The 26,970-nt window shown below is 65.2% G+C and carries 24 protein-coding genes and 2 pseudogenes; 14 read left to right on the top strand and 12 right to left on the bottom strand.

Annotated features, from left to right (window positions below):
- Positions 1 to 6: 6 nt before the first annotated feature.
- From HWW87_RS29505 to pntA, 8 genes and pseudogenes are all read left to right on the top strand, one after another.
- On the top strand, positions 7 to 1,248 hold the full coding sequence (locus HWW87_RS29505) for a thiolase family protein (RefSeq protein ID WP_106285742.1): 1,242 nt from the start codon (positions 7 to 9) through the stop codon (positions 1,246 to 1,248).
- Positions 1,249 to 1,376: 128 nt separating this feature from the next.
- Positions 1,377 to 2,750 (top strand): FAD-binding oxidoreductase, encoded by a 1,374-nt coding sequence (locus tag HWW87_RS29500; protein WP_244107361.1) that lies wholly within the window; start codon positions 1,377 to 1,379, stop codon positions 2,748 to 2,750.
- A 43-nt stretch (positions 2,751 to 2,793) separates the two neighbouring features.
- Entirely contained in the window at positions 2,794 to 4,083 is a 1,290-nt protein-coding gene (locus tag HWW87_RS29495) for an acyl-CoA dehydrogenase family protein (protein ID WP_175823257.1), read from the top strand.
- Between the two features lie 199 nt (positions 4,084 to 4,282).
- Positions 4,283 to 4,678: a DUF4148 domain-containing protein gene (locus HWW87_RS29490; protein WP_175823256.1), complete on the top strand. Its 396-nt coding sequence runs from the start codon at positions 4,283 to 4,285 to the stop codon at positions 4,676 to 4,678.
- Between the two features lie 30 nt (positions 4,679 to 4,708).
- Positions 4,709 to 5,458, top strand: a complete 750-nt coding sequence (locus tag HWW87_RS29485; protein ID WP_175823255.1) for an electron transfer flavoprotein subunit beta/FixA family protein — start codon at positions 4,709 to 4,711, stop codon at positions 5,456 to 5,458.
- 16 nt (positions 5,459 to 5,474) lie between these two features.
- Complete coding sequence (locus HWW87_RS29480) at positions 5,475 to 6,407, top strand: electron transfer flavoprotein subunit alpha/FixB family protein (protein ID WP_175823254.1); 933 nt, start codon at positions 5,475 to 5,477, stop codon at positions 6,405 to 6,407.
- 165 nt (positions 6,408 to 6,572) lie between these two features.
- Positions 6,573 to 6,869, top strand: a complete 297-nt coding sequence (locus tag HWW87_RS29475; RefSeq protein ID WP_175823253.1) for an EthD family reductase — start codon at positions 6,573 to 6,575, stop codon at positions 6,867 to 6,869.
- A gap of 59 nt (positions 6,870 to 6,928) precedes the next feature.
- Positions 6,929 to 7,480 (top strand): annotated as a pseudogene (gene pntA / locus HWW87_RS29470) (NAD(P)(+) transhydrogenase (Re/Si-specific) subunit alpha); the annotation flags it as partial.
- On the opposite strand, the pseudogene HWW87_RS37290 reads toward pntA, so the two are convergent.
- Together HWW87_RS37290 and HWW87_RS29465 are read right to left on the bottom strand one after the other, a co-directional pair.
- Positions 7,481 to 7,636 (bottom strand): annotated as a pseudogene (locus tag HWW87_RS37290) (helix-turn-helix domain-containing protein); the annotation flags it as partial.
- 166 nt (positions 7,637 to 7,802) lie between these two features.
- Positions 7,803 to 8,381 (bottom strand): DUF4337 domain-containing protein, encoded by a 579-nt coding sequence (locus HWW87_RS29465; protein WP_175823252.1) that lies wholly within the window; start codon positions 8,379 to 8,381, stop codon positions 7,803 to 7,805.
- 403 nt (positions 8,382 to 8,784) lie between these two features.
- Here HWW87_RS29465 and HWW87_RS29460 point away from each other — a divergent pair, with 403 nt between their 5' ends.
- Both HWW87_RS29460 and HWW87_RS29455 read left to right on the top strand, forming a co-directional pair.
- The gene (locus tag HWW87_RS29460) at positions 8,785 to 9,447 is read left to right on the top strand and encodes a hypothetical protein (RefSeq protein WP_244107359.1); all 663 of its coding nucleotides are present in this window, start codon (positions 8,785 to 8,787) and stop codon (positions 9,445 to 9,447) included.
- Between the two features lie 138 nt (positions 9,448 to 9,585).
- The gene (locus HWW87_RS29455; RefSeq protein WP_175823251.1) at positions 9,586 to 10,575 is read left to right on the top strand and encodes a patatin-like phospholipase family protein; all 990 of its coding nucleotides are present in this window, start codon (positions 9,586 to 9,588) and stop codon (positions 10,573 to 10,575) included.
- A 246-nt stretch (positions 10,576 to 10,821) separates the two neighbouring features.
- On the opposite strand, the gene HWW87_RS29450 is transcribed toward HWW87_RS29455, so the two are convergent.
- From HWW87_RS29450 to HWW87_RS29410, 9 genes are all read right to left on the bottom strand, one after another.
- Positions 10,822 to 11,307 (bottom strand): YbaK/EbsC family protein, encoded by a 486-nt coding sequence (locus HWW87_RS29450; protein ID WP_175823250.1) that lies wholly within the window; start codon positions 11,305 to 11,307, stop codon positions 10,822 to 10,824.
- 122 nt (positions 11,308 to 11,429) lie between these two features.
- Entirely contained in the window at positions 11,430 to 12,404 is a 975-nt protein-coding gene (locus HWW87_RS29445; protein WP_175823249.1) for a cysteine synthase A, read from the bottom strand.
- A 278-nt stretch (positions 12,405 to 12,682) separates the two neighbouring features.
- Positions 12,683 to 14,128 (bottom strand): NAD-dependent succinate-semialdehyde dehydrogenase, encoded by a 1,446-nt coding sequence (locus HWW87_RS29440; protein WP_027783045.1) that lies wholly within the window; start codon positions 14,126 to 14,128, stop codon positions 12,683 to 12,685.
- Between the two features lie 153 nt (positions 14,129 to 14,281).
- On the bottom strand, positions 14,282 to 15,592 hold the full coding sequence (locus HWW87_RS29435) for a cytochrome c (protein WP_175823248.1): 1,311 nt from the start codon (positions 15,590 to 15,592) through the stop codon (positions 14,282 to 14,284).
- Positions 15,593 to 15,607: 15 nt separating this feature from the next.
- Positions 15,608 to 17,830: a xanthine dehydrogenase family protein molybdopterin-binding subunit gene (locus tag HWW87_RS29430; RefSeq protein ID WP_175823247.1), complete on the bottom strand. Its 2,223-nt coding sequence runs from the start codon at positions 17,828 to 17,830 to the stop codon at positions 15,608 to 15,610.
- Position 17,831: 1 nt separating this feature from the next.
- Positions 17,832 to 18,287: a (2Fe-2S)-binding protein gene (locus HWW87_RS29425; protein WP_006479019.1), complete on the bottom strand. Its 456-nt coding sequence runs from the start codon at positions 18,285 to 18,287 to the stop codon at positions 17,832 to 17,834.
- Between the two features lie 148 nt (positions 18,288 to 18,435).
- Entirely contained in the window at positions 18,436 to 18,735 is a 300-nt protein-coding gene (locus HWW87_RS29420; RefSeq protein WP_006482784.1) for a putative quinol monooxygenase, read from the bottom strand.
- Positions 18,736 to 18,829: 94 nt separating this feature from the next.
- Entirely contained in the window at positions 18,830 to 19,888 is a 1,059-nt protein-coding gene (locus tag HWW87_RS29415; protein ID WP_175823246.1) for an NADP-dependent oxidoreductase, read from the bottom strand.
- A gap of 233 nt (positions 19,889 to 20,121) precedes the next feature.
- On the bottom strand, positions 20,122 to 20,742 hold the full coding sequence (locus tag HWW87_RS29410) for a TetR/AcrR family transcriptional regulator (RefSeq protein WP_175823245.1): 621 nt from the start codon (positions 20,740 to 20,742) through the stop codon (positions 20,122 to 20,124).
- A gap of 304 nt (positions 20,743 to 21,046) precedes the next feature.
- Between HWW87_RS29410 and HWW87_RS29405 the strand changes: the two genes are divergently transcribed.
- Complete coding sequence (locus HWW87_RS29405; RefSeq protein WP_175823244.1) at positions 21,047 to 22,618, top strand: hypothetical protein; 1,572 nt, start codon at positions 21,047 to 21,049, stop codon at positions 22,616 to 22,618.
- Between the two features lie 87 nt (positions 22,619 to 22,705).
- Here the strand turns inward: HWW87_RS29405 and HWW87_RS29400 are convergent, their stop codons facing one another.
- The gene (locus tag HWW87_RS29400; RefSeq protein WP_175823243.1) at positions 22,706 to 23,725 is read right to left on the bottom strand and encodes a DNA-binding protein; all 1,020 of its coding nucleotides are present in this window, start codon (positions 23,723 to 23,725) and stop codon (positions 22,706 to 22,708) included.
- A 358-nt stretch (positions 23,726 to 24,083) separates the two neighbouring features.
- Between HWW87_RS29400 and HWW87_RS29395 the strand changes: the two genes are divergently transcribed.
- From HWW87_RS29395 to HWW87_RS29385, 3 genes are all read left to right on the top strand, one after another.
- On the top strand, positions 24,084 to 24,749 hold the full coding sequence (locus HWW87_RS29395) for a cation diffusion facilitator family transporter (RefSeq protein ID WP_175823242.1): 666 nt from the start codon (positions 24,084 to 24,086) through the stop codon (positions 24,747 to 24,749).
- A gap of 386 nt (positions 24,750 to 25,135) precedes the next feature.
- Complete coding sequence (locus HWW87_RS29390) at positions 25,136 to 25,540, top strand: helix-turn-helix transcriptional regulator (RefSeq protein WP_175823241.1); 405 nt, start codon at positions 25,136 to 25,138, stop codon at positions 25,538 to 25,540.
- Positions 25,541 to 25,542: 2 nt separating this feature from the next.
- Complete coding sequence (locus HWW87_RS29385) at positions 25,543 to 26,883, top strand: type II toxin-antitoxin system HipA family toxin (RefSeq protein WP_175823240.1); 1,341 nt, start codon at positions 25,543 to 25,545, stop codon at positions 26,881 to 26,883.
- Positions 26,884 to 26,970: the final 87 nt, after the last annotated feature.

Here is a 26,970-nt window from a genome sequence, read left to right as displayed (position 1 = left end):
AGACGAATGAGCAACATCTACATTGCCGGCATCGCCATGACGGTGTTCGGCCGTCACCTCGAGCGCACAATCGACGACCTCGCTGGCGACGCGCTGCGCGGTGCGCTCCAGGACGCAGGCTGCAACGCCGATGCGATCGGTGCGGCCTACTATGGCGGCATTACCAATGGTCCGTTGCAAGGTCAACTGTCGATTCCAGGACAGGTTGTGTTCAGCAAGATCGGTCTGGAAGGCATTCCGGTTTTCAACGTCGAGAACGCCTGTGCGTCCGGCAGCACCGCCGTGCACCTGGCTGCGCAAAGCCTGAAAGCGGGCGTATGCGATGTGGCATTGGCCATCGGCGCGGAAAAGATGAACGTGCCGGACAAGGCGAAATCCTTCGCGCTGTTCGAGGGCGGGTGGGACGTGTCGCGTGTCGAGGAAAACTTTGCCCACCTGATGAGGATGGGCGAGGGCGTTGAGCCGCCACCCGGCTCGGAATCCGACCGGCCCTACAGCCGCTTCATGTCGGTCTACGCGGCGATGTGCCGCTATCACATGAAGACCTACGGCACGACGCAGCGTCAGATCGCTGCGGTCTCGGCAAAGAACCACGGACACTCGGTGCACAACCCGCTTTCGCAATTCCGCAAGCCGTTCACGATCGACGAGGTACTCGCGGCGCCGCCGATCACCTATCCGATCACACTGCCGATGTGCGCGCCGGTGACGGACGGGGCTGCCGCGGCCATCCTCTGCACGGAAGAGGGCCTGCGCCGCATCGGTGCCGATCGCAAGCGTTGCATCCGGATCGCGGCAAGTGTGATCCGCAGCTTCACGCATCGGCGCATCGAAGAGCCGGAAAAACACATCGGTCGCTTGGCGGCCCTACAGGCATACGAGCAGGCTGGGCTGGGCCCCGAGGACATGGATGTAGCCGAGGTCCACGATGCCTCGGCCATGGGCGAAATCATCCAGGCCGAAAACCTCGGGTTGGTCGCGCTCGGTCAAGGTGGCCCCGCTGCCGAACGAGGCGATTTCACGATCGGTGGACGTATGCCCATCAATACGTCCGGTGGTCTCGAATCGAAGGGGCATCCGATCGGCGCGACCGGCATCGGTCAACTCTATGAACTGGTCACGCAATTGCGCGGGGAGGCCGGTGCACGCCAGGTGCTCGGCGCGCGGCATGCGATTCAGGAAAACGGGGGAGGCTTCCAGGGAATCGAAGAAGCAGCGCTTGCCGTTCATATTTTGAGTAAAGATTGACGGAGTTTGAAATGAGCAAGTGCGTCGATACCAAGCAGACGGGGCAGGCCGGTCAATCCGGACTGACAAGGCGTACTTTCGTAAAAGGTGCAGTAGCGACCGCCGTTGTCGTCCCGGCCGCCGCTGCCATGCAGAGTGCGCTCACGGCGCCGCGGGAGGACGCCAAAGAAGTCGCCGACCTCGAAAAGTATCGGGCGCTGGGTGGATGGGTCGAGAAGCCCGATGACATGCAACCCGCGCTTGCGGGCGATGTCAGCGCGGATGTGATCGTCGTGGGCGCTGGCTTCGCGGGCCTTTCCGCTGCACTGGAACTTGCCAGGCAGGGGGCGAAAGTGATCGTCCTCGAGCGTGAGTTTGCCGGCTTTGGCGCAAGTGGGCGCAATGCCGGTTATCTGGGCGGTGCCATCGCGCTTGAATACGATCTGTTCCTCAAGGATGTCGGCAAAGAACGCGCGCAGGAGATCGTCCGCTACTACGAAGATGCCGTCCCCTTCGTTGAAGGCAAGCTCAAGGAGCACGGCATCGACTGCGACTACAACCCGTCCGGGTTGATTCGCGCGGGCATTGACTCGTCACAAGAAAAAAAAGTACGCGAGGGCGTACAGGCGAGCGCGGAGTTTGGTGTCCAGTCAGCGTTTCTGGACGAGGCTCAGATGCGGGCACGAGGCATTCCCCCGGCGTTCCTGTTTGGCGAGTACACACCGCGCGGCGGCACGCTCCACCCGGGCAAGTACGTGATGGGGTTGCGGCGTGCTGCACTTCGGGCGGGTGTGAAGCTCTACGAGAACACACCGCTGCTGTCCTATACGGAAGGGCCTGTGATTCAGGTGAAAACGCCACACGGTACCGCAAGCGCTCCAGTGCTGATGCTCGCCACGAACGCCTATACCCCGCAACTCGGCCTGCTTGCGGACAAGGTGGTGCCCTTGCGGGTATCAGCCATGGAGACTGAACCGCTTTCCGCGGCACAACTGAAATTGTTGGGCTGGGCGCGACGCGAAGGCATCATGACTGCACATTGGGTCATGGAAAGCCATCGGGTGACAGCGCAAAACACGCTGCTGGTGACCACCAAGCGACTCAACTATCCGTACGGATCGAAGACGCCGAACGTACCTGACTACGATCAGTACCGTGAGCTGAGGATCGCCATGCGCGATCGTTTCCCGACCTTGAAGGATGTTGCGGTGCGGGCATGTTGGAGCGGCTACATCAGCTTCGCCAACGATGCGCTCCCTGTGGTCGGCACGACCGGATCGAACCAGAACATTTACTACTCCGCCGGGTGTTCGGGGCATGGTGTGGCGGCCCAATCCATGGTCGGCCACATGATTGCCCAACGGATTCTCGGTACCGAGCCGCCGCTGCTCACAGCGGTGCGCCATGAGTCGCCCTCGACGCTTCCCGAACCATTTCGATGGTGTGCCATGAAAGGGGCGCTGGCTGGCGCGGCCATTATGGACGACTGGGTAAACAGTAAGGTGAGAGGCGCCAAGGCATAAAGGCAAGCGCTTTTTGACTGCAAAAGGAAAGGAGGAGCACAACATGATTCGCCTGAAGAAAAACGTGGAGTTGCCAGCGGCCGGGCTGACCGGTTTCGAGACGCCGCTGAGTGAAGAGGAAAGTGCGATCCAGAGCAGCGTCCACCGCTTTGCGCGCGACGTGCTTCGTCCGATTGGCCGCGAGCTCGACCGCATGACGCCGGAAGATGTGATTGCCGCTGGGTCGCCATACTGGACGGCCATGATCGAGAGCGCAAAGCTCGGGCTCGACCCGCAATTGATTGCGCAATTCCCGCCGGAGATGGGTGTGCGGATCGAGTCGATTATCGGCGAAGAGCTCGGCTGGGGGGACTCCGGTCTGGCGGTTTCGCTCGGCGTTGCGGGCATGCCGTTGATGATGGCTCAATCGGCCGGCAATCAGGAACTGATCGACATGTGTACCGGCAAGATCGGCTGCTGGGCGAATACGCAGCCCGATCGCGGTTCTGACGGGGCGATTCTCTACCGCGAAGAGATCAGCGCGCACGGCAAGCAGCCGGTCGGGAACGTCCACGCCAAGGTCGGTGCAGACGAGATCATCATCAACGGGCAGTACTCGTCGTGGGTGTCGAACGGATCGGTGGCACAGGTCGCGCTCGCCTACATGGCAGCGGACTATGGGGATGGTTTCTACGGTACCGGGGAGAACGCTGCCCAGACGAACGGTATTGGCATGATCATTCCGCTCGATCTGCCAGGCATCTCGCGAGGCAAGCCGCTGGACAAGATCGGTCAGCGTGCGCTGCCGCAGGGCGAGATCTTCTTCGACAACGTCAGGGTTCCGAAGCGTTTCGCCATTGCGATGAAGGATGAATACCTCGGAAACCTGACCTCGACGTGGTCATTCGGCGGAACGCATATGTGCCAGGTCTTTACCGGCGTGGCTCGCGCCGCGTTCGAAATGGCGCTGGCCTATTGCCACGAACGCAAGCAGGGCGGCGGCTTCCTCATCGAGCACCAAATGACGCAACTGCGCCTGGGCGACATGCTGCGCCGGCTGGAGATGGCACGCGCCATTGCCCGTCGCAGTCTCGCGTTCGCGCGGATGTCGCCGCAAACCCATCCCTACGCGACTGCGCAGGCCAAGGTCAGCGTGACTGAGGAAGCCATGAAGATCACGCACGAGGCATTCCAGCTCTTCGGCGGCAACGGGACCACGCGCGAGTATCCGATCGAGAAGCTCTTCCGCGACGTCCGGTCCGCGTTGATCGAGGATGGCGAAAACTACCACCTCACGATGCGCCTTGGCGTGCTCGCAAGCCGGCTCTATCAGAACGGCTGGACGAAGGAATAAGCGAGACGCGCTGTCGCTCTCGGGTTGGAGTGGGCGGCGCATCTCTGGATTGCGCGACGGGCAGCGGTCGAGCACTTCGGTCGGCTTTTTTGAGAGGCCGGTGTAATACGACGCTGTATTTGAACAGTGTGGCGACCATGCCCGACGATTCCAGTCATTGAGCATGGCACGAAATGAGGATTCCAGTGAGGAGGTCATGATGAATATGATTAGCATTTCGAAATATATTTCGATTGCGGTTCTGTTGGCTTCCGCGGCTGGTGTTGCGCAAGCCCGTGGAGGCGGGGTATCTCGTCCTGACCGCTCGATTCCGCATTCGTTGGCCTTGTCCAGTGAGAATTCGGCCGAGTCGGACGCAGTGACCGCGACAGAAAACGTGAGCAAGGCTCAAGCTGCAAGCTCTGGTCCGGTATCCGGAAAGACCCGGGCTCAAGTGCAAGCGGAAATCCTGCAGGCAGGAGAGGCGGGGATGCTTCCGTCGCGTGGTTTCGACTACCCGCCGAACGCGGACACGATTTCACGGAATCGCGCGCGATATCTGCGACTCGAGCAGGCGTGGAAAGACGACGGAGTGCTTCCTGGCGCGAGCCAGTAAGCAGCGTCGAGGATTGAATCAGGAGACGAAATGAAAGTGCTGGTAGCGGTGAAGCGTGTCGTTGATGCGAATGTGAAAGTTCGCGTCAAGGCTGACGGATCGGGAGTCGATTTGGCGAACGTGAAGATGAGCATCAATCCGTTCGACGAAATCGCGGTCGAGGAGGCGGTGCGGCTGAAGGAGGCCGGCGTCGCGACTGAGGTGATTGTCGCTTCGTGTGGCGCGAGCACATGCCAAGAGACATTGCGCACGGCGCTGGCGATCGGCGCGGATCGCGCGATCCTCGTCGAATCGAACGACAGCGTCGAGCCGCTGGCCGTCGCGAAGATCCTGAAGGCGCTGGTCGACAAGGAACAGCCGCAACTGGTGATCCTCGGCAAGCAGGCGATCGACGACGATTCGAACCAGACGGGCCAGATGCTGGCCGCGCTGGCCGGCCTGCCGCAAGCGACGTTCGCGTCGAAGGTAACGGTGGCCGACGGCAAGGCCACGGTCGCACGTGAAGTCGACGGTGGCGCGGAAACGCTGTCGCTTCAACTGCCCGCAGTTGTCACCACGGACCTGCGCCTGAACGAGCCGCGCTACGTGACGCTGCCGAACATCATGAAGGCGAAGAAGAAGCCGCTGGAAACCGTGAAGCCGGAAGACCTCGGTGTGGACGTCGCGCCGCGTCTGAAGACGCTGAAGGTGGTCGAGCCGCCGAAGCGCGCGGCCGGCGTGAAGGTGCCGGACGTGAAGACGCTGGTCGAGAAGCTGAAGACCGAAGCCAAGGTTCTGTAAGAGGGAGCGGAAAGAAATGACGATTCTGGTGATTGCAGAACACGACAACGCGTCGATCAAGGCCGCGACGCTGAATACGGTGGCGGCGGCCGCGAAGATCGGCGGCGATATCCACGTGCTGGTCGCGGGCCACAACGCGCAAGCGGTTGCCGACGCGGCAGCAAAAATCGCAGGTGTGTCGAAGGTGCTGCTGGCCGACGCGCCGCAACTGGCCGAAGGCCTGGCGGAAAACGTCGAAGCGACCACGCTGAACATCGCGAAGGACTACTCGCACATCCTCGCGCCGGCCACCGCCTACGGCAAGAACATCGCGCCGCGCATCGCCGCGAAGCTGGACGTCGCGCAGATCTCGGACATCACGGCGGTCGATTCGGCCGACACGTTCGAGCGCCCGATCTACGCGGGCAACGCGATCGCAACCGTGCAGTCGAGCGATCCGATCAAGGTCATCACGGTGCGTGCGACGGGTTTCGATCCGGTCGCAGCGGAAGGCGGCAGCGCGTCGGTCGACAAGATCGAAGCGGCGGCCGACGCAGGCAAGTCGCAGTTCGTGAGCCGTGAAGTGACGAAGCTGGACCGCCCGGAACTGACGTCGGCCAGCATCATCGTGTCGGGCGGCCGCGGTCTGGGCAGCGGCGAGAACTATACGAAGGTGCTGGAGCCACTGGCCGACAAGCTGTCGGCAGCACTCGGCGCCTCGCGCGCGGCAGTCGACGCCGGCTACGTGCCGAACGACTACCAGGTCGGCCAGACCGGCAAGATCGTCGCACCGCAGCTGTACATCGCGGTCGGCATCTCGGGTGCGATCCAGCATCTGGCCGGCATGAAGGATTCGAAGGTGATCGTCGCGATCAACAAGGATCCGGAAGCGCCGATCTTCAGCGTAGCCGACTATGGCCTCGTCGGCGATCTGTTCACGCTCGTGCCGGAGTTGACGTCGTCAATTTGAGCGGGCAAGCGCAGTTCGATCCGCCCTTGCCCGAAAAGCGTGCGGCCCTGCAGGGCGCCTGGCCCGCGCATTCCCCCGCGCGGAAGACGGCCATGGTTTATCGCCGCCCGTTCTGGCGTGACCACCTAGCACAACTCTCAAACGTATCTCAACACAGGATTGAATATGACTACCCTGATCGTGAACTACCCAAGCACGGAAGGTGCGACCTTTGACCGTGAGTATTACCTTTCGAAGCATGCTCCCCTTGTCGGCTCGGCGTGGAGCGAGTTCGGTCTGCAATCGGCCGAAGTCCTGTTTCCATCAACGAAAGCACAACCCTTCGCATGCGTCGCGATACTGCGTTTCAACGATCAGGCCGGGATCAATATGGCCCTGTCTTCCGCCAAAACTGCCGAGGTAATGGGTGACATGAAAAACTTCACCACTATCACCCCGACGATTTTCTGCGCGGACGATTGACAGATCGCTCGGCTGGCCTGACTTCGTCATTACCGTCGGGCGAAAAATAGAATTGTCCGATGACACTATTGATTGGAATTCCTCTAGAAGCTGCCGCCGGCGAACGGCGCGTTGCGACCGTGCCCGAAGTGGTCGAGAAGCTGATCAAGCTGGGGTTTTCGGTCGCCGTCCAAAGCGGAGCTGGTGCCGGCGCGAATTTTGACGACGATGCGTACCGCGCAGCCGGCGCGAGCATCGCCGCAACGGTAGCCGAGCTCTGGTCCGGCAGCGACATCGTGTTCAAGGTCCGCCCGCCGAGCGCTGACGAAGTCGCGCTGCTGCGCGAAGGCGGCACGCTGATCGGCTTCGTCTGGCCGGCGCAGAACCCCGAGCTGATGCAGCAACTGGCGGCGAAGCGCGCCACGGTGCTCGTGATCGATTCGCTGCCGCGCACGTTGTCGCGCGCGCAGAAGATGGACGCGCTCACGTCGATGGCCGGCATCAGCGGCTACCGTGCGGTGATCGAGGCCGCACACGCGTTCGGCCGCTTCCTGAACGGTCAGGTCACGGCGGCCGGCAAGGTTCCGCCGGCCAAGGTCTTCATCGCCGGTGCCGGCGTGGCCGGTCTGGCCACGCAATCGGCCGACCAGTCGCCGGATCTGCCGCGTCGTCAGCCCGAGTCGCTCGGCCGCGCGCCACGGCTGAAGCTTGCCGTCCGCGACGTCCTGAATGACCTTGAATCGGTCCAGCTCGCGCATCGTCATCGTGATCCGTTCCGTTGCAGCCATCGCAGCCTCCGGCGCCGGGAAACCGGCAGCCGGACAGCTTACGCGGCCCGAAAGCGGACATTTCTATGTAGCGGAAACGCGACATCTGAACTTGGGACCTACACATGAATCATCGATAATTACCGTTATGTAAAATTAAAGTCGCTAGCCATGACGGCCTCACAAATCAAACCCCAAAGAACGCCAACCCCGCCACCACGATACCAATCGCGGCCACGCCGATCGACAGCCCCTGCATCCATGACCGCCGCGTGAGGATCGTGATAGCCGCAAGTGCGATCGAGATCTGGATGACGGTCGTCGCCTGGGACCATCGATGGTGTCGGTGCATCCGCGCCTCGCTCGCCGCGTTGTTCTTCTCGACTTCCTTTTCGAGCACCTCGGCACGTGCCCGGATCGGTTCCTTATCGGCGCGGTATCTCGCGGCGTCCGTCTCGAACCGCTTTCGCTGCGGCGATGTTTCCGGGCTCAACGCCGCACCGAGTTCGGCGAGGTTCTGCTTATCACCCTTCGCTTGATAGTAGGCCCACTGGTTCGCAGCCTCGGTTTTCCGGATCGCGGCGTCATTCTTGTAGAGCAGCGCGAGGCTCTCCTCGGCACCGCTCTGATAGGCAGATATCGCGCCGAAGCAGGCAAGCACGGCTGTCAGCACCGCGATGCGCGACGTACCTTGATCGCCACCGTGAGCCGCATGATGTTCGACCGCATGGTCGTGAGGACCATGAACTTCGTATTCTTCAGACATTCGTAGCAAACCCGCAAGAGTTGAATGAATCCGTCGCCGCCGACCGTTTGGCTAACATTAAACGAATCTGGCAAGGCAACAAAATAAGCTGGCACCCCAGATTCTCGGAGCGCCAGCGTCGTTCGACAGGACGCGCGCAGACGCTTAGCGTGTCATCGCGTCTCCCGCCATCCCTGCCATCCGAAGCATGCGTAACCATCCATGAGCCGGATGGGTTCGAATGTTTCAGATATGTGCAATTCGATCAGCATTGTTTTAATTTCGATTAAATTTTCCTATTTCGCATGCCTTGTTATCCGGAATTTAATTTCCTATAAATCACTGGTGCCTAATCGATCGAGAATGAAACGGCGGCACTCAAGACAATCACGCCAATAGAAGGAAATCGAATACCTGGCATTCAATGAACCAATGCTCCGGCATGTCCTGCCGTCGCGGCCGTGATCGCCGGCGTCGTCCGGCGCCGTCATGGTCGATCCGCCATCGCCCGGCCGGGTCGGAGCACCACGGAATTCGCCGGAATCGCGGCCTTCGACGATGCCGGCGCGCCATGCGTCCGAAGCGCATGAAGCTGTTCTCGAAGGCACGGGGAAGCATCCAACCTCTTCAAGGTCAAGGTGAAAAAATGAATCTCGATCCGATTGAAAATCAGCCACACGGGACCTTTGCCGAATTCGCCAACTCTGCCCCTGTTTCTGCCAGTGTGGTCGATACATTCAAAATGGCGCTCTATCACGACGGCGTGCAGTTGGGCTGGCTTGGCCAAAACAGCGGCGAATGGGCCATTCTCGTCGATACCGCCGCGAAAGCGTTGACGCTCGAACAGTACCCCTATAACGGCGTGACGTATTACCGGATCCTCGGCACCAGTCGATATATGTCCGTCAGCAATAACGCCTACGTCGGTTTCTATAACTGGATAGGCGCGCGCGGATGGACGCGCCAGGGCTCGATTTTGATTTCCGATTTCAATCACCAGAAACTGTCGCTCTATTCCAAGGACAACGCGTATTTGTATGCGTGGGATGCCTATACCGTGCTCGATGTGAGGCTCGACGAGCAATAACGCATGACGCTTCGCCCGCTGGCTTGAGTTTCCGGCTTCGACACAGCGCAGGAAGCGGGCATCCCCCCGATGACACGGGCGGGATGCTCGCCGGGTTGCGCCATTCGTATTCATCCCACCATCAAAAAGGGCAACACGATGACCTTCAAGATTCTCAGTTGCGATGGCGGCGGTATCCGGGGATTGATCACCGCCCTGCTCATCCAGGACCTGGACCGGCGCAGTCGGATCATCGCGAGCGCCGACGGCTTTGCCGGCACATCCACGGGCGGCCTGATCGCCCTGGGGCTCGCGCGCGGCGTATCCATTTCCGAGATCGTCGATATCTACAGGACGAAGGGTTCGGTGATCTTTCGGGAAAACGGGGCGTGGCTGGCACAAAAGCAAGCGCTCGAACAGGACACGGTCCTGGCTGGACCCGGCGTGTTCGAATGCCAGTATGTCAACACCGGGCTACAGGAGATAGCCAAGTCGCTGGTCGGCAACGGCAAGCTGGCCGATCTGTCCCGCTTCGTCGTAATCAACTCGGCGCGCCTGTGGGATCCGCCAACCAACAGCTGGGCTCCGTGCACCCTCTCCAACGGAAACGGCAACGCCTATCGCAACGTCAGCCTGTTCGATGCCGCGCTTGCCACGTCGGCTGCACCGACGTATTTCCCGCCGTACGAAATCGCCGGGCTCGGCTATTTCGGCGATGGCGGCGTGTTTGCGAACAATCCTTCCGTGTCCGCCATTGCCGAGGCGCTGACCAGCCGTCGCGCAGGCAATCTGGACGATGTGCGCCTGCTGTCGCTTGGCACCGGAACCAGCCCCGCAGGCATTCCCCCGGACGCTGTCGGCAACCCGTTGACCTGGGGTGTTTCGAAATGGCTGTGGCCGATCGAAAGCGGTCGCGTACCGGCAGCAGCCCTGCTCGGGCTGACGATGGATACGACGGCGACGATCGCCGCACAACAGGCCGGGCAGATCCTGAACACCCACTACCAGCGCGGAAATTTCGTGCTCAGTCAATCCGTCGGCCTCGACGACTGGCAAAAGGCGCCGGAACTGGAGAAGGAAACCCAGGCGTACATGAGAACCGCCGAGTGGCAACGTGTTTGCCAGTGGGTGGAGCAATTCTGGCGCTGATCGCGCATCGATAGCCAGGCCTCGTGCGATGCTTCCGTCGGTTTGCAGATATGCGCGCGGATACTGCGCGATCGGAGGCCGCGGAATCGCCGGCACGCCGCGTCGTGACGGAAAAAGTCATCGCACTGCAGCGTCAACGCGATGACGGATGCATGTCCACATCATCCGTTCATCCGCACGCGCAAGCGCTCCCTGCGCCCGAACCCGGGCGCAGGGAGCGCTTGCGCTGGCGGCCGCTGTCGCCCGTCAGGACACCATGCCTTGCATCTTGTGCGAGAAATGGGCGCGCTCGGCCGTTTCCATCAATGACAGGAATTCGTCCTGCGTCATATGGATCAGCGCTTCGTGGTCGCCGGCCTCGAAATAGACGTCCGGCTGCATCGCCAGCGTGTCCTCGAGGAACGTCTGCATGCCGTAGGCCATGCAGACCGGCGGCACCGCGCCCGCATCGCAATCCTTGAACAGTTCGCGCAGTTCGACTTCCTTCGCGAGCACGAGATGACGGCCGGTTTTCGTCCAAAGATCAGACAAACGCACCGCATGCGTCGTCGGCAACACGGCCGCGACGTAGCCGTCGTCGTCTTCGAGCAGCACGGTTTTGGCGAGGCGATCGCCGGGGATTTGCGCGGCCGCAGCCGTCTCCATGCTCGTATGGCTATAAGGGTGGTACACGACTTCGTACCTCGAGGACTTCTGGCGCAGGCAATCCTGCAACGTGGCAGACATGGACATGGCACACCTCGTCGGGGCGAATCGGGCGAACGGCGTTCGCACCGGACTTGTTCAGAATAGGTCGCATTCGTGCGGATGGAAATCCTCGCCCGCCCTTGTCTCAAGCAGACTCCCCCCTGGGACTAACCCGGGTCCAGTCCTCTTTCGCGCAGCCATTCGCGATTGAAGAGCCGCGCCCGATAGATGTCGCCACGATCGCATAGCAGCGTCACGATCGTGTGTCCCGGCCCCATCCGGTGAGCCAGCGAAACCGCCGCCGCGACGTTGATGCCGCTCGAGCCGCCGACGTACAGCCCTTCTTCGCGCAGCAGCCGGTAGAGCATCGTCACGCACTGCGCATCGTCGATCCGTTCCGCATCGTCGATCGGCGCGCCCGCGAGATTGGCGGTGACGCGCGTCGAGCCGATGCCCTCGGTGATCGAGTTGCCCTCTGCCTTGATTTCGCCGGTCTTCACGTAGCTGTACAGCCCGCTGCCGCATGGATCGGCGAGCACGATGCTGACCCCCGGATTCTGCTCCTTCAGGTAGCGGCTCACGCCGGCCAGCGTCCCGCCGGTGCCGGTCGCGCAGACGAAGGCATCGACCGTGCCCGCCGTATCGCGCCAGATTTCCGGCCCGGTCGTCTCGTAGTGCGCCTGCCGGTTGACGACGTTGTCGAACTGGTTGGCCCATACCGCGTTGTCGAGTTCGTCGGCAAGCCGCCCGGCAATCTTCTGATAGTTGTTCGGGTCGCGGTAAGGCACCGCCGGCACCGGACGCACCTCGGCGCCCAGCGTGTGTAGAATCGCCATCTTTTCCGGCGATTGCGTTTCCGGAATCACGATCACGCAGCGATAGCCGCGCGCCGCGCAGATATGCGCGAGACCGATGCCCGTGTTGCCCGCCGTGCCCTCGACGACGGTGCCGCCCGGCTTGAGCGTGCCACGCCGCTCGGCGTCCAGGATGATGTAAAGCGCCGCGCGATCCTTGACCGATCCGCCCGGATTCATGAATTCCGCCTTGCCCAGGATCTCGCAGCCCGTCTCCGCGCTGAGCTTCGCCAGCCGGATCAACGGCGTGCGCCCTACGCAGTCGACAAACCCTTGTCGCACGTCCATGCCCCCTCCCTTCCGGTTGCGCACCGTCCGCGCGCCACAGAACGAAGGATAGGACGCGGCCGCCCGGCCCGCCGCTTTCGTCGCACACTGGCCGCGTACCAATCGCGGCTTACGACGCGGAAGCGGAAAGCTATCGCGGCAGCAGCCGGCATTGAGCGGCGGGCGCGGCGGATGTCGATGCCGAGCGAAGCAGAAAAAAGGCCGGGCACAACGCCCGGCCTGCAGCTACGCAACGTGGGCGCCGCACTCAAAGCGGCACGCACGTGGTCAAGCGGTCATCAAACGGCCATGACCGTCACCGACTTCGTGACGAGATACGGCTCCAGCGCTTCCGGCCCGCCTTCCGACCCGTAGCCCGAATCCTTCACGCCGCCGAACGGCATTTCCGGCCACGGCGTCGCCGGCTGGTTGATCCACAGCATCCCGACTTCGAGGCGCTGCGTCAGCAGATGCACGTTCGCGAACGAACGCGTGAACGCGTAGCCGGCCAGCCCGAACGGCAGACGGTTCGCCTCGGCGATCGCATCCTCGAGCTTGTCGAAGCCGCGAATCGCCGCCACCGGGCCGAACGGCTCGTTGTTGAACACGTCCGCTTCGAGCGGCACGTTCGCGATCACGGTCGGTGCGAAGAAGTTGCCTTCCGCGCCGATCCGCTCGCCGCCGGTCTCGATGCTCGCGCCGACCTTGCGCGCATTGTCGACGACCGACGCCATCGCGGTCAGGCGCCGCGGGTTCGCGAGCGCGCCGAGCGTCGTGCCTTCGTCGAGGCCGTTGCCGATCTTCAGCCCTTCCGCATGCTTGACCAGCGCGCGCGTGAATTCGTCGCGGATGCTGTTGTGCACGAGGAAGCGCGTCGGCGAAATGCAGACCTGCCCCGCATTGCGGAACTTCGCCCCGCCGGCAGCCTTCACCGCGAGCGCGACATCCGCATCCTCGGCGACGATCACCGGCGCGTGGCCGCCCAGTTCCATCGTCGCGCGCTTCATGTGCTGGCCCGCGAGCGCGGCCAGCTGCTTGCCGACCGGCGTCGAACCCGTGAACGTGACCTTGCGGATCACCGGGTGCGGGATCAGGTACGACGAGATTTCAGCCGGATCGCCGTACACGAGGCCGATCACGCCGGCCGGCACGCCTGCGTCGACGAACGCGCGCAGCAGCGCGGCCGGCGATGCCGGGGTTTCTTCCGGCGCCTTCACGAGGAACGAGCAGCCGGTCGCGAGCGCGGCGCTCAGCTTGCGCACGACCTGGTTGACCGGGAAATTCCACGGCGTGAACGCCGCGACCGGGCCGACCGGCTCCTTCACGACCGTCTGCTGCGCACCGAGGTTGCGCGGCGGCACGATCCGGCCGTACACGCGGCGGCCTTCGTCCGCGAACCATTCGATGATGTCGGCCGCCGACAGCACTTCGACGCGCGCTTCGGTGAGCGGCTTGCCCTGCTCCTGCGTCATCAGCTGCGCGATCGTGTCCGCGCGTTCGCGCACCAGCGCGGCCGCCTTGCGCATCGTCGCCGCGCGCTCGTGCGCGGGCACCTTGCGCCATGCTTCGAAGCCGCGCTGCGCGGCGGCGAGCGCACGGTCGAGATCGGCGATGCCCGCGTGGGCCACCTTGCCGATCGGCTTGCCGGTCGCCGGGTTCACGACGTCGATCGTCTTGCCGCTCGCGGCGTCGACCCACTCGCCGTCGATCAGCAGTTGCGTATCCGTATAAGTCACGTTAGCCATCCAGACACCCCTACATTGCGTCGATAAAACGCGCGCTGCCGCGAACGGCCGCGCGCCGGTTGACAGAAAAAGCCAGGCCGCCGGGGCAGGCACGCACCCGGCGGTGTCGACGGCAGGCACGGCGGCCCGCCATCGTTCCGCCGCGCACCGCGCTCAGTGCGCGGCCGCCGTCGCCTTGCGGAGTTTCGCGACGTCCGCCGCCTGCACGGCCGGCGCGCCGTTGTTCCAGCCGGCGCGCATGAACGTCAGCACGTCGGCGATCTGCTGGTCGTTCAGCTGATTCGAGAACGCCGGCATCGGATACGCGGACGGCACGCCGCCGATCACGAGCGTGTCGCTGCCGTTCAGCGTCACGTTGATCAGCGACGACGCATCGGCCTCGAGCACGTTCGGATTGCCGGCGAGCGGCGCAAGCAGCGGCGCGTAACCGCGCCCGTCCACTCCGTGGCAATGCAGGCAGTAAGCGTTATACACCTTCGCGCCCGGATCGGTTGCCGGTCGGCCCAGCGCGGCCTGCGTCGCCTTCGGATCATAGCGGTACGGCGGCGCGCCCGTGCCGCCTGCCGCCGGCAGCGATTTCAGGTAGCGCGAGATCGCGGCCAGATCGTCGTCGGTCAGTTCCTGCGTGCTGTGGTTGATCACGCTCACCATCGAGCCGAACGCGGTCGCGTGCTGATTCGCGCCGGTCTTCAGGAACTGCGCGACGTCGGCCTCGTTCCAGCGGCCGAGCCCGGTGTTGTGCTCGCCGGTCAGGTTCGACGCGAACCAGTTGTCGATCGCCGCGCCGGACAGGAACGCCGCGCCGCTTTCGTCGAGCGCCTTCTCCTGGAAGCCGACGCCGCGCGGCGTGTGGCACGACCCGCAGTGACCGAGCCCCTGCACGAGATACGCGCCGCGGTTCCACATCGCATCCTTCGCCGGCTTGTCCGCGTACGGCGTCGTGTCGAGGAACACCTTATTCCACAACGCGAGCGGCCAGCGCATGTTGAGCGGCCACGGGATGTCGGACGGACGGTTCGCCTGCTTCACCGGTTCGACGCCATGCATGAAGTACGCATACAGCGCCTTCACGTCGTCGTCCTTCAGCTTCGCGTACGACGGATACGGCATCGCCGGATACAGGTTGTGACCGTCCTTCGCGACGCCCTTGCGCAACGCGCTGGCGAAATCGGCTTCGGTATAGCCGCCGATGCCCGTGTCCGGGTCGGGCGTGATGTTGGTCGTGTAGATCGCGCCCATCGGCGTGACCATCTTCAGGCCGCCCGCGAACGGCGTGCCGCGCGGCGCGGTGTGGCACGCGACGCAGTCGCCGGCTTTCGCGAGATACGCGCCGCGCGCGACGAGCGCGCTGTCGGCGGGCGCCGTCTGCGCGGCGTGCGCGGCCGAGCCGGCCACCAGTGCGGACAGCGCGAGCAACGACGCGCGGAGCGCATTCAGGTTCAGGTTCAGGGTGAGATGTCGCATGGTCGTCCCCTCCCCTCAGGCCGTTTTCAGCTGGTTGCCGACCGGCAGCTTGCGCAGCCGCGTGCCGGTGGCCGCGAAGATCGCGTTCGACAGCGCCGCCGCGGTCGCGGCCGTGCCCGGCTCGCCGATCCCGCCCGGCGCCTCGCCGCTCTTCACCAGATGGACTTCGATCGGCGGCGTCTCGTTGATTCGCATCATCCGGTAGTCGTTGAAGTTGGTCTGCACCACGCGGCCGTCCTCGATCGTGATCTCGCCGTACAGCGCGCCCGTGATCCCGAAGATGATGCCGCCCTGCACTTGCGCCTCGATCGTGTTCGGATTGACGACCATCCCGCAGTCGACCGCGCACACGACGCGCTTGACCTGCACCTCGCCGCCGTCCACCGCGACGTCGATGACGATCGAGAAGAAGCTGCCGAACGCATGCATGACCGACACGCCGCGCCCTTGCCCCTTCGGCAGCGACGCGCCGCCCCAGCCGGCCGCCTTCGTCGCGACGTCGAGCACGTTGCGGGCGCGCGGCGTCTTGTCGAGCAGTGCACGGCGGTACTGCACCGGGTCGGTCTTGGTCTGCGCGGCCAGTTCGTCGATGAAGCTCTCGACGACGAACGTGCTGCGCGTCGGCCCGACACCGCGCCAGAACGCGGTCGGCACGTGGCGCGGCTCCTGGCGCACATAGTCGACGAGCTGGTTCGGCAGGTCGTACGGCAGCTCGGCCGCGACCTCGACCGCGTCGGGATCGACGCCGTCCTTGACCGCGGGCGGCGCGAAGCGCGCGAGAATCGACGAACCGACGATCCGGTGCTGCCACGCGACCGGCTTGCCGTTCGCATCGAGGCCGGCCGAGATCGTGTCGTAGTAGCACGGCCGGTACATGTCGTGCTGGACGTCTTCCTCGCGCGTCCAGATCACCTTCACCGGCGCATTGACCTGTTTGGCGACCTTCACGGCCTGGCCGACCATGTCGGTCTCGAGCCGCCGGCCGAACCCGCCGCCGAGCAGATGGTTGTGCACGACGATCTTGTCCGGCGACAGCCCGGTCAACTGCTGCGCCGTGTCGCGTGCGCGGGTCGGCACCTGCGTGCCGACCCAGATTTCGCAGCCGTCGCCGCGTACGTGCACCGTGCAGTTCACGGGCTCCATCGTCGCGTGGGCGAGCAACGGCTGTTCGTAGACGGCGTCGACGCGCGTCTTCGCGTTCGCGAACGCCTTGCCGACGTCGCCTTCCTTGCGCGCGACCGCGCCCTTGCCGTTCGCCGCCGCATGCGCGAGATCCGCGAACAGATCCTTCGTCGACACCTTCGCGTCCGCGCCTTCGTTCCACTTCACGACGAGCGCCGATGCGCCGCGCTTCGCGGCCCACGTGTGATCGCCGACCACCGCGACCGCATTGTCGACGCGCACGATCTGGCGCACGCCGGGGATCTTCTTCGCGGCCGTGTCGTCGACGCTCGCGACCGTGCCGCCGAACACCGGGCTGTTCACGATCACCGCGTACAGCATGCCGGGCAGGCGCACGTCGAGCCCGAACTGCGCGGTGCCGTCGACCTTCTCCGGCGAATCGAGGCGCTTCGCGGGCGTGCCGATCAGTTTGAAATCCGCCGGTTTCTTCAGCACGACGTCCTTCGGCACCGGCAGCTTCGCCGCGGCGTCGGCCAACTGGCCGTACGATGCGCGCCGGCCGCTCGGCGGATGCTGCACTTCGCCGTTCGCCGCGCGGCAGCTGGCCGGATCGACGTTCCATTGCTTCGCGGCCGCAGCGACCAGCAGCGTGCGCGCCGTGGCGCCCGCCCGGCGCATCGGTTCCCACGCGTAGCGCACCGACGTCGAGCCGCCGGTGAGCTGGCCGCCGAGCAGCGGGTCGAGGAACAGCTTCTCGTTCGGCGGCGCATGGTCGAGCGTCACGCTCGACAGCGGCACTTCGAGTTCTTCCGCGATCAGCATCGGCAGCGCCGTATAGACACCCTGCCCCATCTCGACCTTCGGCATCACCAGCGTGACCTTGCCGGCGCGGTCGATCTGCACGAATGCGTTCGGTGCGAACACGCCGGGCGGCGCAGGTTCGGCTGCGTCGCCGCCGATCACCGAGCGGCGCGTATCGTCGCCCGCTGCCGGCACGCTGAAGCCGAGCAGCAAGCCGCCGCCGGCCGCCGCGCCGAGCGACATCCCGAGTTTCAGAAATCCGCGGCGCGACACACCAGCGCCGGCCCGGCCTGCTTCGATCAGTCCTCTCGACATGTCAGGCCTCCTTCGCGGCTTGTTTGACGGCCGCGCGAATCCGGTGGTACGTGCCGCAGCGGCAGATGTTGCCGGCCATGGCCGCGTCGATGTCGGCATCGCTCGGGTTCGGGTTCGACGCGATCAGCGCGGTGGCGGCCATCACCTGCCCCGACTGGCAGTAGCCGCACTGGACGACGTCGAGCTCGCGCCAGGCCTGCTGGACCTTGTGGCCGGCCGGCGTCGCGCCGACAGCTTCGATCGTCGTGATCTTGCGGCCCGCGACGGCCGCGACCGGCAGCACGCACGAACGCGCGGCCACGCCGTCGAGATGCACGGTGCACGCGCCGCATTGTGCGATCCCGCAGCCGAACTTGGTGCCGGTCAGGCCGACGACGTCGCGCAGCACCCAGAGCAAGGGCATGTCGTCGGGGGCGTCGACCGAGCGGGTCTCGCCGTTGATGTTGAGGGTGATCATTCAGCCTCCGGGGCCGTTGTATTGGGGAAGCGGCGCGAACGGGGCGCGCTGCGCCGTATGGTCGTCGTCGCCGTTGCGTCGTGCGCAACGGGTGCCGCGCGGCCCGGGAGCGGGCGAGCCGCGGCGGTGGTGCTGCCTGCCTGCGTCGTTACTCGGCCACGTCGATGCCCGACAGCACCTTGATGACCGGCGGTGCGGTGAACCAGTCGGCCGATTTCGTGCGAAATTCGCCGAAATACGGACTCGCGAGGTGCGCGTCAAAAGCCGCCTGGTCGTCGTAGATCTCATACAGATGCAGGTTCGGCGAACCGTCCTGCTCGCGGAACAGGTCGTAGCGCCGGTTGCCCGGTTCGGTGCGCGTCTTGGCGACCATGCTGCGCAGTTCGGCCTCGGCGGCCTGCGCGTGTTCGGGTTTCAGGAACAGCGAAGCAATCACGTGAAGCGCCATTTTTTCGACTCCTTTGAAAACGGAAACGAGCATGCCACAAGCCGGCGTCTCGCGACGCCAGCGTGCAGCGGTTGTATGTCGCCGAGCGGAGAGGTCAGGCCAGCTCGTCCGGGCCGACTCGCACGACGACCTTGCCGAAATTCTTGCCGGCGAGCAAGCCGATCAGCGCTTGCGGCGCGTCGGCGAGATCGGGAACGACGTCCTCGAGCGTCTTCACCTTGCCCTGCGCGACCCACTCGCTCATGTCCTTCAGGAACGGCGCATAGCCGGTTGCATAGTGATCGAGAATGATGAAGCCCTGCACGCGGATGCGCTTGCGCAGGATCGCGCCCATCAGCGCCGGCACGCGGTCACGGCCGGTCGACAAAGCCTTGTCGTCGTATGCCGCGTCGTTGTAATGCGCGATGATCCCGCAGACGGGCACGCGCGCATGGTCGTTCAGCAACGGCCACACCGCGTCGAACACGGCGCCGCCGACGTTCTCGAAATAAACGTCGATGCCGTTCGGGCACGCGTCCTTCAGCTTGGCGGCGAACGCCGAATCGCGATGGTCGACGCACGCGTCGAAGCCGAGCGTGCCGGTCACGTACGCGCACTTGTCGGCGCCGCCCGCGACGCCGACCACGCGGCAACCCTTCAGCTTCGCGATCTGGCCGACCACCGCGCCGACCGCGCCGCTCGCGGCCGCGACGACCACGGTTTCGCCGGCCTTCGGTTCGCCGATCTTCAGCAGTCCCGTGTACGCGGTGAAGCCCGGCATGCCGAGCACGCCGAGCGCGTACGACGGGTGCGCGAAGTCGCGGCCGAGCGGGATCAGGTCGCGCCCGTCGGACAGCGCATAGTCCTGCCAGCCGGCCCCGGCGACGACGAGATCGCCTTCGCGAAACGCCGGCAGGTTCGACGACACCACGCGGCTGACCGTGCCGCCGACCATCGGCTGGCCCAGTTCGGCCGGCGGCGCATAGGACGGCGCGTCGCTCATCCGGCCGCGCATGTACGGGTCGAGCGACAACCAGACGGTGCGCAGCAGCACCTGGCCGGCGCCGGGCACCGGCACGTCAGCGGTTTCCGCGCGGAAGTTGTCCGGCGTCGGTGCGCCGACCGGGCGCGAATTCAGGACGATCTGGCGGTTTGCGGTCTTGCTTTGCGGCATGTGAGCCTCCGTCAACAGGAATGAACGTGCTTCGTGGGCACGAGCGGATCAGGGATGGACCAGCGGGAAGTGCGCGCCCGCGGCGGCATCGGCGGTCGGGCCGTGCGGTCGCAGGCAGGCGGTTGGAACGATCGGGACAGCGTAACGCGGCGTGAAGCGTTCGTCATGAATGATTGAGTAGACCAGTCGTCTAGGATCGCGGCAAAAACAAGGCGCGCCCATGCGCGCCCGGGTTACGACTGCGCGCCGTCGGGCGCGGCCGGCGGCAGGTTCAGCATGCGCCGCGTTTCGACCATCGCCCTTTCGAGCGGTTTGCGGTTGCGGTGAATCTTTTCGAGCAGCGTCGCGCCCAGCCACAGCTCGTACAGGATCGCGGCCGTGTGCGGCGGATCGTCGACTCCGCTCAGCGAACCGTCGGCGAGCCCGGCCTCGATGCCGCCCGCGAGCCGCTCGATGATCTGGCTGGTGCCTTGCCGAAGTACCGCGCGCATCGCTTCGGACAGATCCGACACTTCCGCGCCGAGCTTCACAGCGAGGCACTTGCCTTCCGGATCGTCCGCACATTGCGTGTGCAGCCAGTTGCCCCAGTACGTCATCAGGCGCTCGGCGCCCGTGCCGGCCTGCTGCTTGAGCAGGTTGTCGAGATGCGCGAGATAGCCTTCGAAATACGATTCGAGCAGCGCTTCGCCGAATGCCTCTTTCGAGCCGAAGTAATGGTAGAACGAGCCCTTCGGGATGCCCGCCGCGGCGAGAATCTCGTTCAGACCGACCGCCGAAAACCCCTTGTGGAGCATGATCGGCTTCGCGATGTTCAGGATGTGCTGGCGGACTTCGGCGCCTGAAGATGCATTCATGATGGCGTATGGTAGCAACGATTAGACCGGTCGTCTAGTAACGTCGAACCGGCATGTTGAGCGGCACTTTACCCGATCCCCGTCGCGGGCCCAATGCCTGGCCGGCGCTTCCCTTGCCTGTCCGTGGCGTCGGCGCGCGATGCGTCACATCAGCGACTCGGTTTCGTCGCGGGCATTTCATCGATCTCCCGCATAAATATGCGCGGCGCATGTGCCGGCGACCGCGAGGATGCGGCCGGCATTGCACACGTGTGCAATGCGCCGGACCGTTACCGCCTCTCGAACCCGTGACCAGGAACGCCCCATGACCGCTTCGAAACCTGCCCGCCCGGCCGCGCCGAACCGCCGGCGCTTCATCCAGCGCGGCGCCGCGCTGACCCTGTCGCCGCTCGTCGGCTCGCTGGCTGCCTGCGGCGGCGACGGCAGTCCGGCCGCCGCGTCGTCGTTCGCTGCCGCCTGCGCCGCCGATACGTCCGCACGCAGCTACGGCATTGCCGACCGCTCGATCACGATCAACGTCGTCAACGCGATTCCGTCGACGACGCTCGCGTTCGGCAATGCGGCGAGCCAGAGCGGCTCGACGCCGCAGGCATCGCAAGCGCGGGTCGCGACAGGACAATCGACGGCCGTCAGCGCGTCGAACAGCTGGGGCGATTGCACGGGGTCGTTCAGCCTCGCCGGCGGCGACGCATCGTTTGCGATCGCGTACACGCATCCGTTCGGCTCGCAGCCGACCACCGTCAGCGTCACGCCGTCGGCCGGTTACGTGTCAGGCGCCGACGCCGCGACGTTTCCCGGTCACGACTCGATCGCGAATCTCAACCTGTATCGCGGGGTCGCGACCGCGAACGGTGCATGGGTCGTCCCGCTCGCGCAGCTCGCGACGCCGCCGGCCAACAACTGCCAGGATTTCGCGAACAGCATGTTCGGCAGCAACGTGCGCACGGCCGCGGCGATCCAGTCCGCCTATCAGGGCACGGGCTCGCTCGGCTACGTGCCGCCGGCCGATTTCACCGGCGGCCAGCTCGCGGGCTTCGTCGCGCAATGGGTGCGGCGCTGGCAGAACGGCGCGTCGTACACCGTGCTGCCCGGCGCCGATGCGCAACTGATCGATGCGCTGAAGCAGTACGTGTCGAGCGCCTCGAACGCCGGCCCGCTGACGATGTGGGTGCCGCAGATCGTGTGGCAGGCCGGTTCCGATCCGGCGGTTTTCTCGCTGACCGGGTATCGCGCGTTTCCGTTCGTCGATGCGCAAGGCAACTGGGTTGCGGCGACGCTGTCCGCGTTCCTGACGCTGCTGGGGGCCGGTTCGCACCTCGTCGCCATCAGCGCGACCAGCGACCTGCCGGCGGGCGTGACGATGCAGGCCTTCGACAGTTTCATGGGTGCGAGCGGGCTGTCGACGTCGACGGATATCGGCAATTCGCACTACGCATCGGTCGTGAACACGACGGGCCGCTATTACCTGAGCGTCGGCAACGATTTCGCGCCGGCGAACTGCGGGCTGATTCTGTCGTTCCTGTACGGGCGCACGGTGAACGACCTGCTTGCGGGCGCCGGCACGTACAACACGTTCATCCAGCTCGAAGGCTGGCAGGCCGGCGGCTCGCGTCACAACGCCGACTACGCGACGTATCAGCAGACGCTGTGGAACATCTCGACGTACGGCGCATCCGCGTACAGCGAGAAGCGCGCGACGTCGATCTTCCTCGCGCCGCCCGGCTGGACGCCGCAGGTCTATCAGACGACGCGGATGATGCCGTACGTCGGCGCGTATGCGCAGTCGAACGGCACGCCGCAAGGCTGGCTGAATACGTCGCTCGTGACGATTCCGGCGGACGCGCCGCCGCTGCCGTCGCGGTATGTGTTGAGTTGAGTTGAGTTGAGTGGGGACGCCGGCGCGCAGGTGACAGGCTTTTCGCCCTGCGTTGCTTCACGCGCGGGACGCCGGCGGGCCTTGCGGCTAGCGCGGCGCTTCGTCGGCGCGCTTTCTCGTGCGCGCCCGCCGCTCGCTCCGCTCGGCGGCCGGGACGGTCTTGACGCCGCGCAACGGCGGCCGGCGTACCAGCGCCGCCATCTCGCGCCTCAGCGCCTCGAGTTCGTTGCCGCGCGCCGCCTCGGTCGCCAGTGCGCCGTCGAGCTGCCCCTGAAGCACGCCGCAACGATGCAGCGCGTCGCCGAGCTGTGCCTGTAGCGCGGTCATGTCCTTCCGCTGCTGCGTATCGCGTTGTTCCGCGCGCGATGTCGCTGCATCGAGTTCCTTTTGCAATCGCGCGGCGGCGAGCCGCTCGCGATCGATTTCCTGAAGCGCCCGCTTCTCCGATGCACGCAGCCGCTCCTCGGCGCGGCCGGCATCGTCGCGCAACCGGTCGAGCTGGGTGGTGAAATCCGCGCGGGCCTCGGCGAGTGCACGGTCGCCCTCCGCGTTGTCGGCCTTCAGGCGTTCGATATCCGCTTGCAGCGCTTGCCGCGATGCATCGTCCGCCGCCCTCGCCTGCTCCAGTTCCTGAATGCGGACCTGCGCGGCCAGCAGCGCGGCCGTGCGTTGCTCCAGCGCGGTTTCGGTGCGGGCCAGCTCGGCTTGCAACGTCGCTACCTCCGCTTGAGCCGCAGCCCGCTGGGCTTCGACTTCCGTGCGCAGCGCGTCGAGGGCGGCGGCCGCGTCGGTGCTCGACCGATTCCATAGCGCCGCGACCAGTTCTCCCGCCGCTGCCTGCAGATCGGCCGGCAGGTCCGGATGCTCGATGCGCACACGGCTCTTTTCCCGCAGCTCGGCCCAGAACTCGCCGAGAACAGCCGTCGGCGTGCTCATGCTGCCCTTGCGAACGAGCTGGTACAGGCGGTTCGCCGTCGGCGTGATGCCGAAGCGGAAGAACAGCAGCGCGCAGGCTTCGCGGTACAGCTCGCGCGTTTTCGGGAAATCGGCCTTGAGGCGCTCGATTTCGGCGGTCAGGCGGGGTTCGTCGGCAGCGGGATCGGACATGGCGGGTTTCGTCGGAAATTTCGTAAATAATATAACGTAAACCGTTAGATATTTAACCATTCGGCGCGGTGAGTTTGACATTATTTCTATAATGTCGAGAGTTGTTCGGTGGGAGACGTGCAATTCCGGCCTCGCTTGAGCGGCCTGCGTCGATGGCGTGGCAGCCTCATGCGAGGCCGCCGAATTCGCTACCCATGAACACGCGCTGTAATTTTTCAGCACGATCGAAAGCGGTGAGCGCTACGGGTTATCGGTAAGGGGATCGCCTCACCCAGCGCCTCCGTTTCGCCTGTCATTCGCGTGCCACCGTCGGCCGGTAACGTTCGAAGCCGTCCCCGATTCCGACAAGCGATCCGCCATGCAGCGCCCGTCGCGCGCCACGCCCCACGTTTACGCAGCCACGTCCCGCGCCCTCGCCGTCAGCCTCGCGATCAACCTGCTGCTGCTCGCCGTCGAAACGGCGGCGGCATGGTCCGCGCATTCGTCGGGTCTGCTCGCGGACGTCGCGCACGCCGCGATCGATCTTGCGGCCGATGCGCTGATCCTCGTCGCTTGCCGGTTCGACGCGCGCCTGCCGCCGGAGCGTCGCCCGACCTATGAGCCGCTCGCGCTCGCGGGCCTCGGCGCGTTGCTGGCCGCGACCGGCGCGCAGATGATCTGGCATGCGCTGACCCGCTTCGATACGCCGCCCGTCGTGCAGCCGGGCGCGACCGCGCTCGCGCTGGTTGCCGTCACGCTCGCCGGCAAGGCCGTGCTGTCGTACTGGATGCTGCGCAAGGCGCGCGAGACCGGCTCCGCGCTGCTCGAGGCGAGCGGCTGGCACGTGCGGACCGATGCGCTGTCGTCGTTGCTCGCGGCGCTCGCGATGAGTGCGGCGCTGCTCGGCTTCGGTCGTCTCGACGATCTGGCCGCGCTCGCGATCGGCGCGCTCGTGATCCGCACGGGCGCCGGATTCATCCGGCGCGGCTGTGCGCAGTGGCCGGCATTGGCCGATTGGGCGAATCGATCGACGCGCGGGTCGTGAATGCGGGTAGCCGCGCCGCATGCGCGACGGGGTTCGGGGCGCAGATCCTGCGCGACCTCGCGCGCGGCGGCTGAACGTGCTGTCGAGCCCGTTTCGGCTGCCGGCGTTGCCGGGGCACGACCTGGAGATCATGACGTTCATTCCGCTCGGAGACGACGATCCGGGAAGCGTGCAGGGCGGTGCAGGTGAATTCGCTGCGTGCGGCATGATGGGCCGATGCGCGGGCGTCGTGTGCGCCTCCGCGGGCGGATGACCGATCTGGTTCCGCGTAACAGGCTTCCGCTTGTTTTTTGTTAATACAGGCTATGATTTGTATTTTTACAATACATACCATAGACTGTATTTTCCGATTACAAACGATCGCCTGTCATCTCGCGGAGCGCCCGATGGCCTTTCCTGTTCAGACCCTGACCCAGTTGCGTCCGATACTCGTCGGCTTCCGGAAATCCGCGGGGCTCACGCAGGCGCAACTGGCCGCCCGCCTCGGCATCACCCAGCAATCCTATGCCCAGCTCGAAGCCAACCCGTCGGCGGTCAGCATCGAACGGCTTTTCAAGGTGCTGAATGCGCTCGGCGTTCGCATGATGCTCCGCCTGGACGAACGGGATGCGCCGGCGGAAGCGGCTGATTTGGCCTCCGGTGCCGAGCCGGCGGCGCGCAAGCCGGTCGCTAGCAAGCGTGGCACGACGGCCGCCAAAGCCCCGACCGGAGCCGCGGTTGACGCCACGCGGAAGCGCCCGGCAGCGACGACTCGGGCGAGGCCACGCGTGTCGAAGCGGGAGGACTGGTGACGATGGCCGCACGCGCCCGCCACGACCGGCTCGACCTGTGGATGAACGGCATTCCTGTCGGGTACTGGGAAATCCGGCGCGGGGTCGAGCGTCTCGTCTATCTGCCGGAGTGGCTCGACGATCCCCAGGGCCGGCCCCTGTCGTTGTCGCTGCCCTTCACGCCCGGCAACCAGCCGCACCAGGGCGCGATCGTGGCTGACTACTTCGACAACCTGCTGCCGGACAGCGAGCCGATCCGCCGCCGCATCGCGCAGCGTTACCGGCTCGGATCGACGGCGCCGTTCGAATTGCTCGCGTCGATCGGCCGCGATTGCGTCGGCGCGATCCAGATGCTGCCGCCCGGGGAGACCCCCGTCGATCTCGAGGCAATCGAAGGCGCGATGCTCGACGACGCAGCCGTTGCCGACGTGCTGCGCCATGCGACCGCCACGCCGCTGCCCGGCCGCGCGGAGCAGGACGCCGACCTGCGTCTGTCGATTGCCGGCGCGCAGGAAAAGACCGCGCTGCTGCGTCAGCGCAACCGCTGGCTGCGGCCGTCGGGCAGCACGCCGACGACACACATCTTCAAGCTTCCGCTCGGGCGCGTCGGCAACATGCAGGCCGACATGCGCACGTCCGTCGAAAACGAATGGCTGTGTTCGAAGCTCGTCGCCGCGTACGGCCTGTCGGTCGCGCCGTGCGAGATCGGCCGGTTCGACGACCAGAAGGCGCTGATCGTCGAGCGCTTCGACCGGCGTCCGTCGCGCGACGGCTCGTGGATTCTGCGACTGCCGCAGGAGGACATGTGCCAGGCGACCGGCACGCCGTCGGGGGCAAAATACGAATCGGACGGCGGCCCCGGCATCGAGACGATCATGGGCATCCTCGCGAATTCGGCCGATGCTTCCCGCGACCGGATGAATTTCTTCGTCGCACAGCTCGTGTTCTGGGTGCTGGCGGCGATCGACGGCCACGCGAAGAATTTCAGCATCGCGCACCTGCCCGGTAATGCCTATCGCAGCACGCCGCTGTACGACGTGCTGTCCGCGCATCCGATCATCGGTACGCGCCGCAACCAGATTCCGCCGCGCCGCGCACGTCTTGCGATGGCCGTCTGCGGGAAGAACCGGCACTACGTGATCGGCGAAATCCAGCCGCGCCACTGGGTCGCACAGGGCCGGCGCGTCGGCCTGACCGAAGACGATGTGCGCGCCGCAATGGCGGCCGTCGCCGCACGGACGGAGCCCGCGATTGCCGAAGCCGCCGCGCAGATCCCGGCGGATTTTCCGGCGGACGTGGCAGACGCGATCTTCGCGGGCATGCGTCGGCAAAGCCGCAAGCTCGCGGCGGCCGATCCGGCGTGACGAATCGACCGGCCGCAACGGGCTGTCGGTCTTCTCTTCAATACTTCAGCCCTCGGTCGAGGGCAGTCCCAACAGGACCGAAACCGC

Origin of the sequence: Burkholderia sp. BCC0419, assembly GCF_902830285.1 — a bacterium.
Taxonomy (GTDB): Bacteria; Pseudomonadota; Gammaproteobacteria; order Burkholderiales; family Burkholderiaceae; genus Burkholderia.
This window is presented reverse-complemented; position numbering and strand designations above follow the sequence as displayed.

Bases quoted from the DNA above. Each gene is read 5' to 3' on its own strand.
- HWW87_RS29495 (WP_175823257.1), top strand. From the start codon at position 2,794: ATGATTCGCCTGAAGAAAAACGTGGAGTTGCCAGCGGCCGGGCTGACC.
- HWW87_RS29425 (WP_006479019.1), bottom strand. From the start codon at position 18,287: ATGATCACCCTCAACATCAACGGCGAGACCCGCTCGGTCGACGCCCCC.
- HWW87_RS29420 (WP_006482784.1), bottom strand. From the start codon at position 18,735: ATGGCGCTTCACGTGATTGCTTCGCTGTTCCTGAAACCCGAACACGCG.
- HWW87_RS29435 (WP_175823248.1), bottom strand. From the start codon at position 15,592: ATGCGACATCTCACCCTGAACCTGAACCTGAATGCGCTCCGCGCGTCG.
- HWW87_RS29440 (WP_027783045.1), bottom strand. From the start codon at position 14,128: ATGGCTAACGTGACTTATACGGATACGCAACTGCTGATCGACGGCGAG.
- HWW87_RS29460 (WP_244107359.1), top strand. From the start codon at position 8,785: ATGAACCAATGCTCCGGCATGTCCTGCCGTCGCGGCCGTGATCGCCGG.
- HWW87_RS29415 (WP_175823246.1), bottom strand. From the start codon at position 19,888: ATGCCGCAAAGCAAGACCGCAAACCGCCAGATCGTCCTGAATTCGCGC.
- HWW87_RS29500 (WP_244107361.1), top strand. From the start codon at position 1,377: ATGCAGAGTGCGCTCACGGCGCCGCGGGAGGACGCCAAAGAAGTCGCC.
- HWW87_RS29480 (WP_175823254.1), top strand. From the start codon at position 5,475: ATGACGATTCTGGTGATTGCAGAACACGACAACGCGTCGATCAAGGCC.
- HWW87_RS29410 (WP_175823245.1), bottom strand. From the start codon at position 20,742: ATGAATGCATCTTCAGGCGCCGAAGTCCGCCAGCACATCCTGAACATC.
- HWW87_RS29490 (WP_175823256.1), top strand. From the start codon at position 4,283: ATGAATATGATTAGCATTTCGAAATATATTTCGATTGCGGTTCTGTTG.
- HWW87_RS29455 (WP_175823251.1), top strand. From the start codon at position 9,586: ATGACCTTCAAGATTCTCAGTTGCGATGGCGGCGGTATCCGGGGATTG.
- HWW87_RS29385 (WP_175823240.1), top strand. From the start codon at position 25,543: ATGGCCGCACGCGCCCGCCACGACCGGCTCGACCTGTGGATGAACGGC.
- HWW87_RS29465 (WP_175823252.1), bottom strand. From the start codon at position 8,381: ATGTCTGAAGAATACGAAGTTCATGGTCCTCACGACCATGCGGTCGAA.
- HWW87_RS29390 (WP_175823241.1), top strand. From the start codon at position 25,136: ATGGCCTTTCCTGTTCAGACCCTGACCCAGTTGCGTCCGATACTCGTC.
- HWW87_RS29405 (WP_175823244.1), top strand. From the start codon at position 21,047: ATGACCGCTTCGAAACCTGCCCGCCCGGCCGCGCCGAACCGCCGGCGC.
- HWW87_RS29475 (WP_175823253.1), top strand. From the start codon at position 6,573: ATGACTACCCTGATCGTGAACTACCCAAGCACGGAAGGTGCGACCTTT.
- HWW87_RS29395 (WP_175823242.1), top strand. From the start codon at position 24,084: ATGCAGCGCCCGTCGCGCGCCACGCCCCACGTTTACGCAGCCACGTCC.
- HWW87_RS29505 (WP_106285742.1), top strand. From the start codon at position 7: ATGAGCAACATCTACATTGCCGGCATCGCCATGACGGTGTTCGGCCGT.
- HWW87_RS29450 (WP_175823250.1), bottom strand. From the start codon at position 11,307: ATGTCCATGTCTGCCACGTTGCAGGATTGCCTGCGCCAGAAGTCCTCG.
- HWW87_RS29445 (WP_175823249.1), bottom strand. From the start codon at position 12,404: ATGGACGTGCGACAAGGGTTTGTCGACTGCGTAGGGCGCACGCCGTTG.
- HWW87_RS29430 (WP_175823247.1), bottom strand. From the start codon at position 17,830: ATGTCGAGAGGACTGATCGAAGCAGGCCGGGCCGGCGCTGGTGTGTCG.
- HWW87_RS29485 (WP_175823255.1), top strand. From the start codon at position 4,709: ATGAAAGTGCTGGTAGCGGTGAAGCGTGTCGTTGATGCGAATGTGAAA.
- HWW87_RS29400 (WP_175823243.1), bottom strand. From the start codon at position 23,725: ATGTCCGATCCCGCTGCCGACGAACCCCGCCTGACCGCCGAAATCGAG.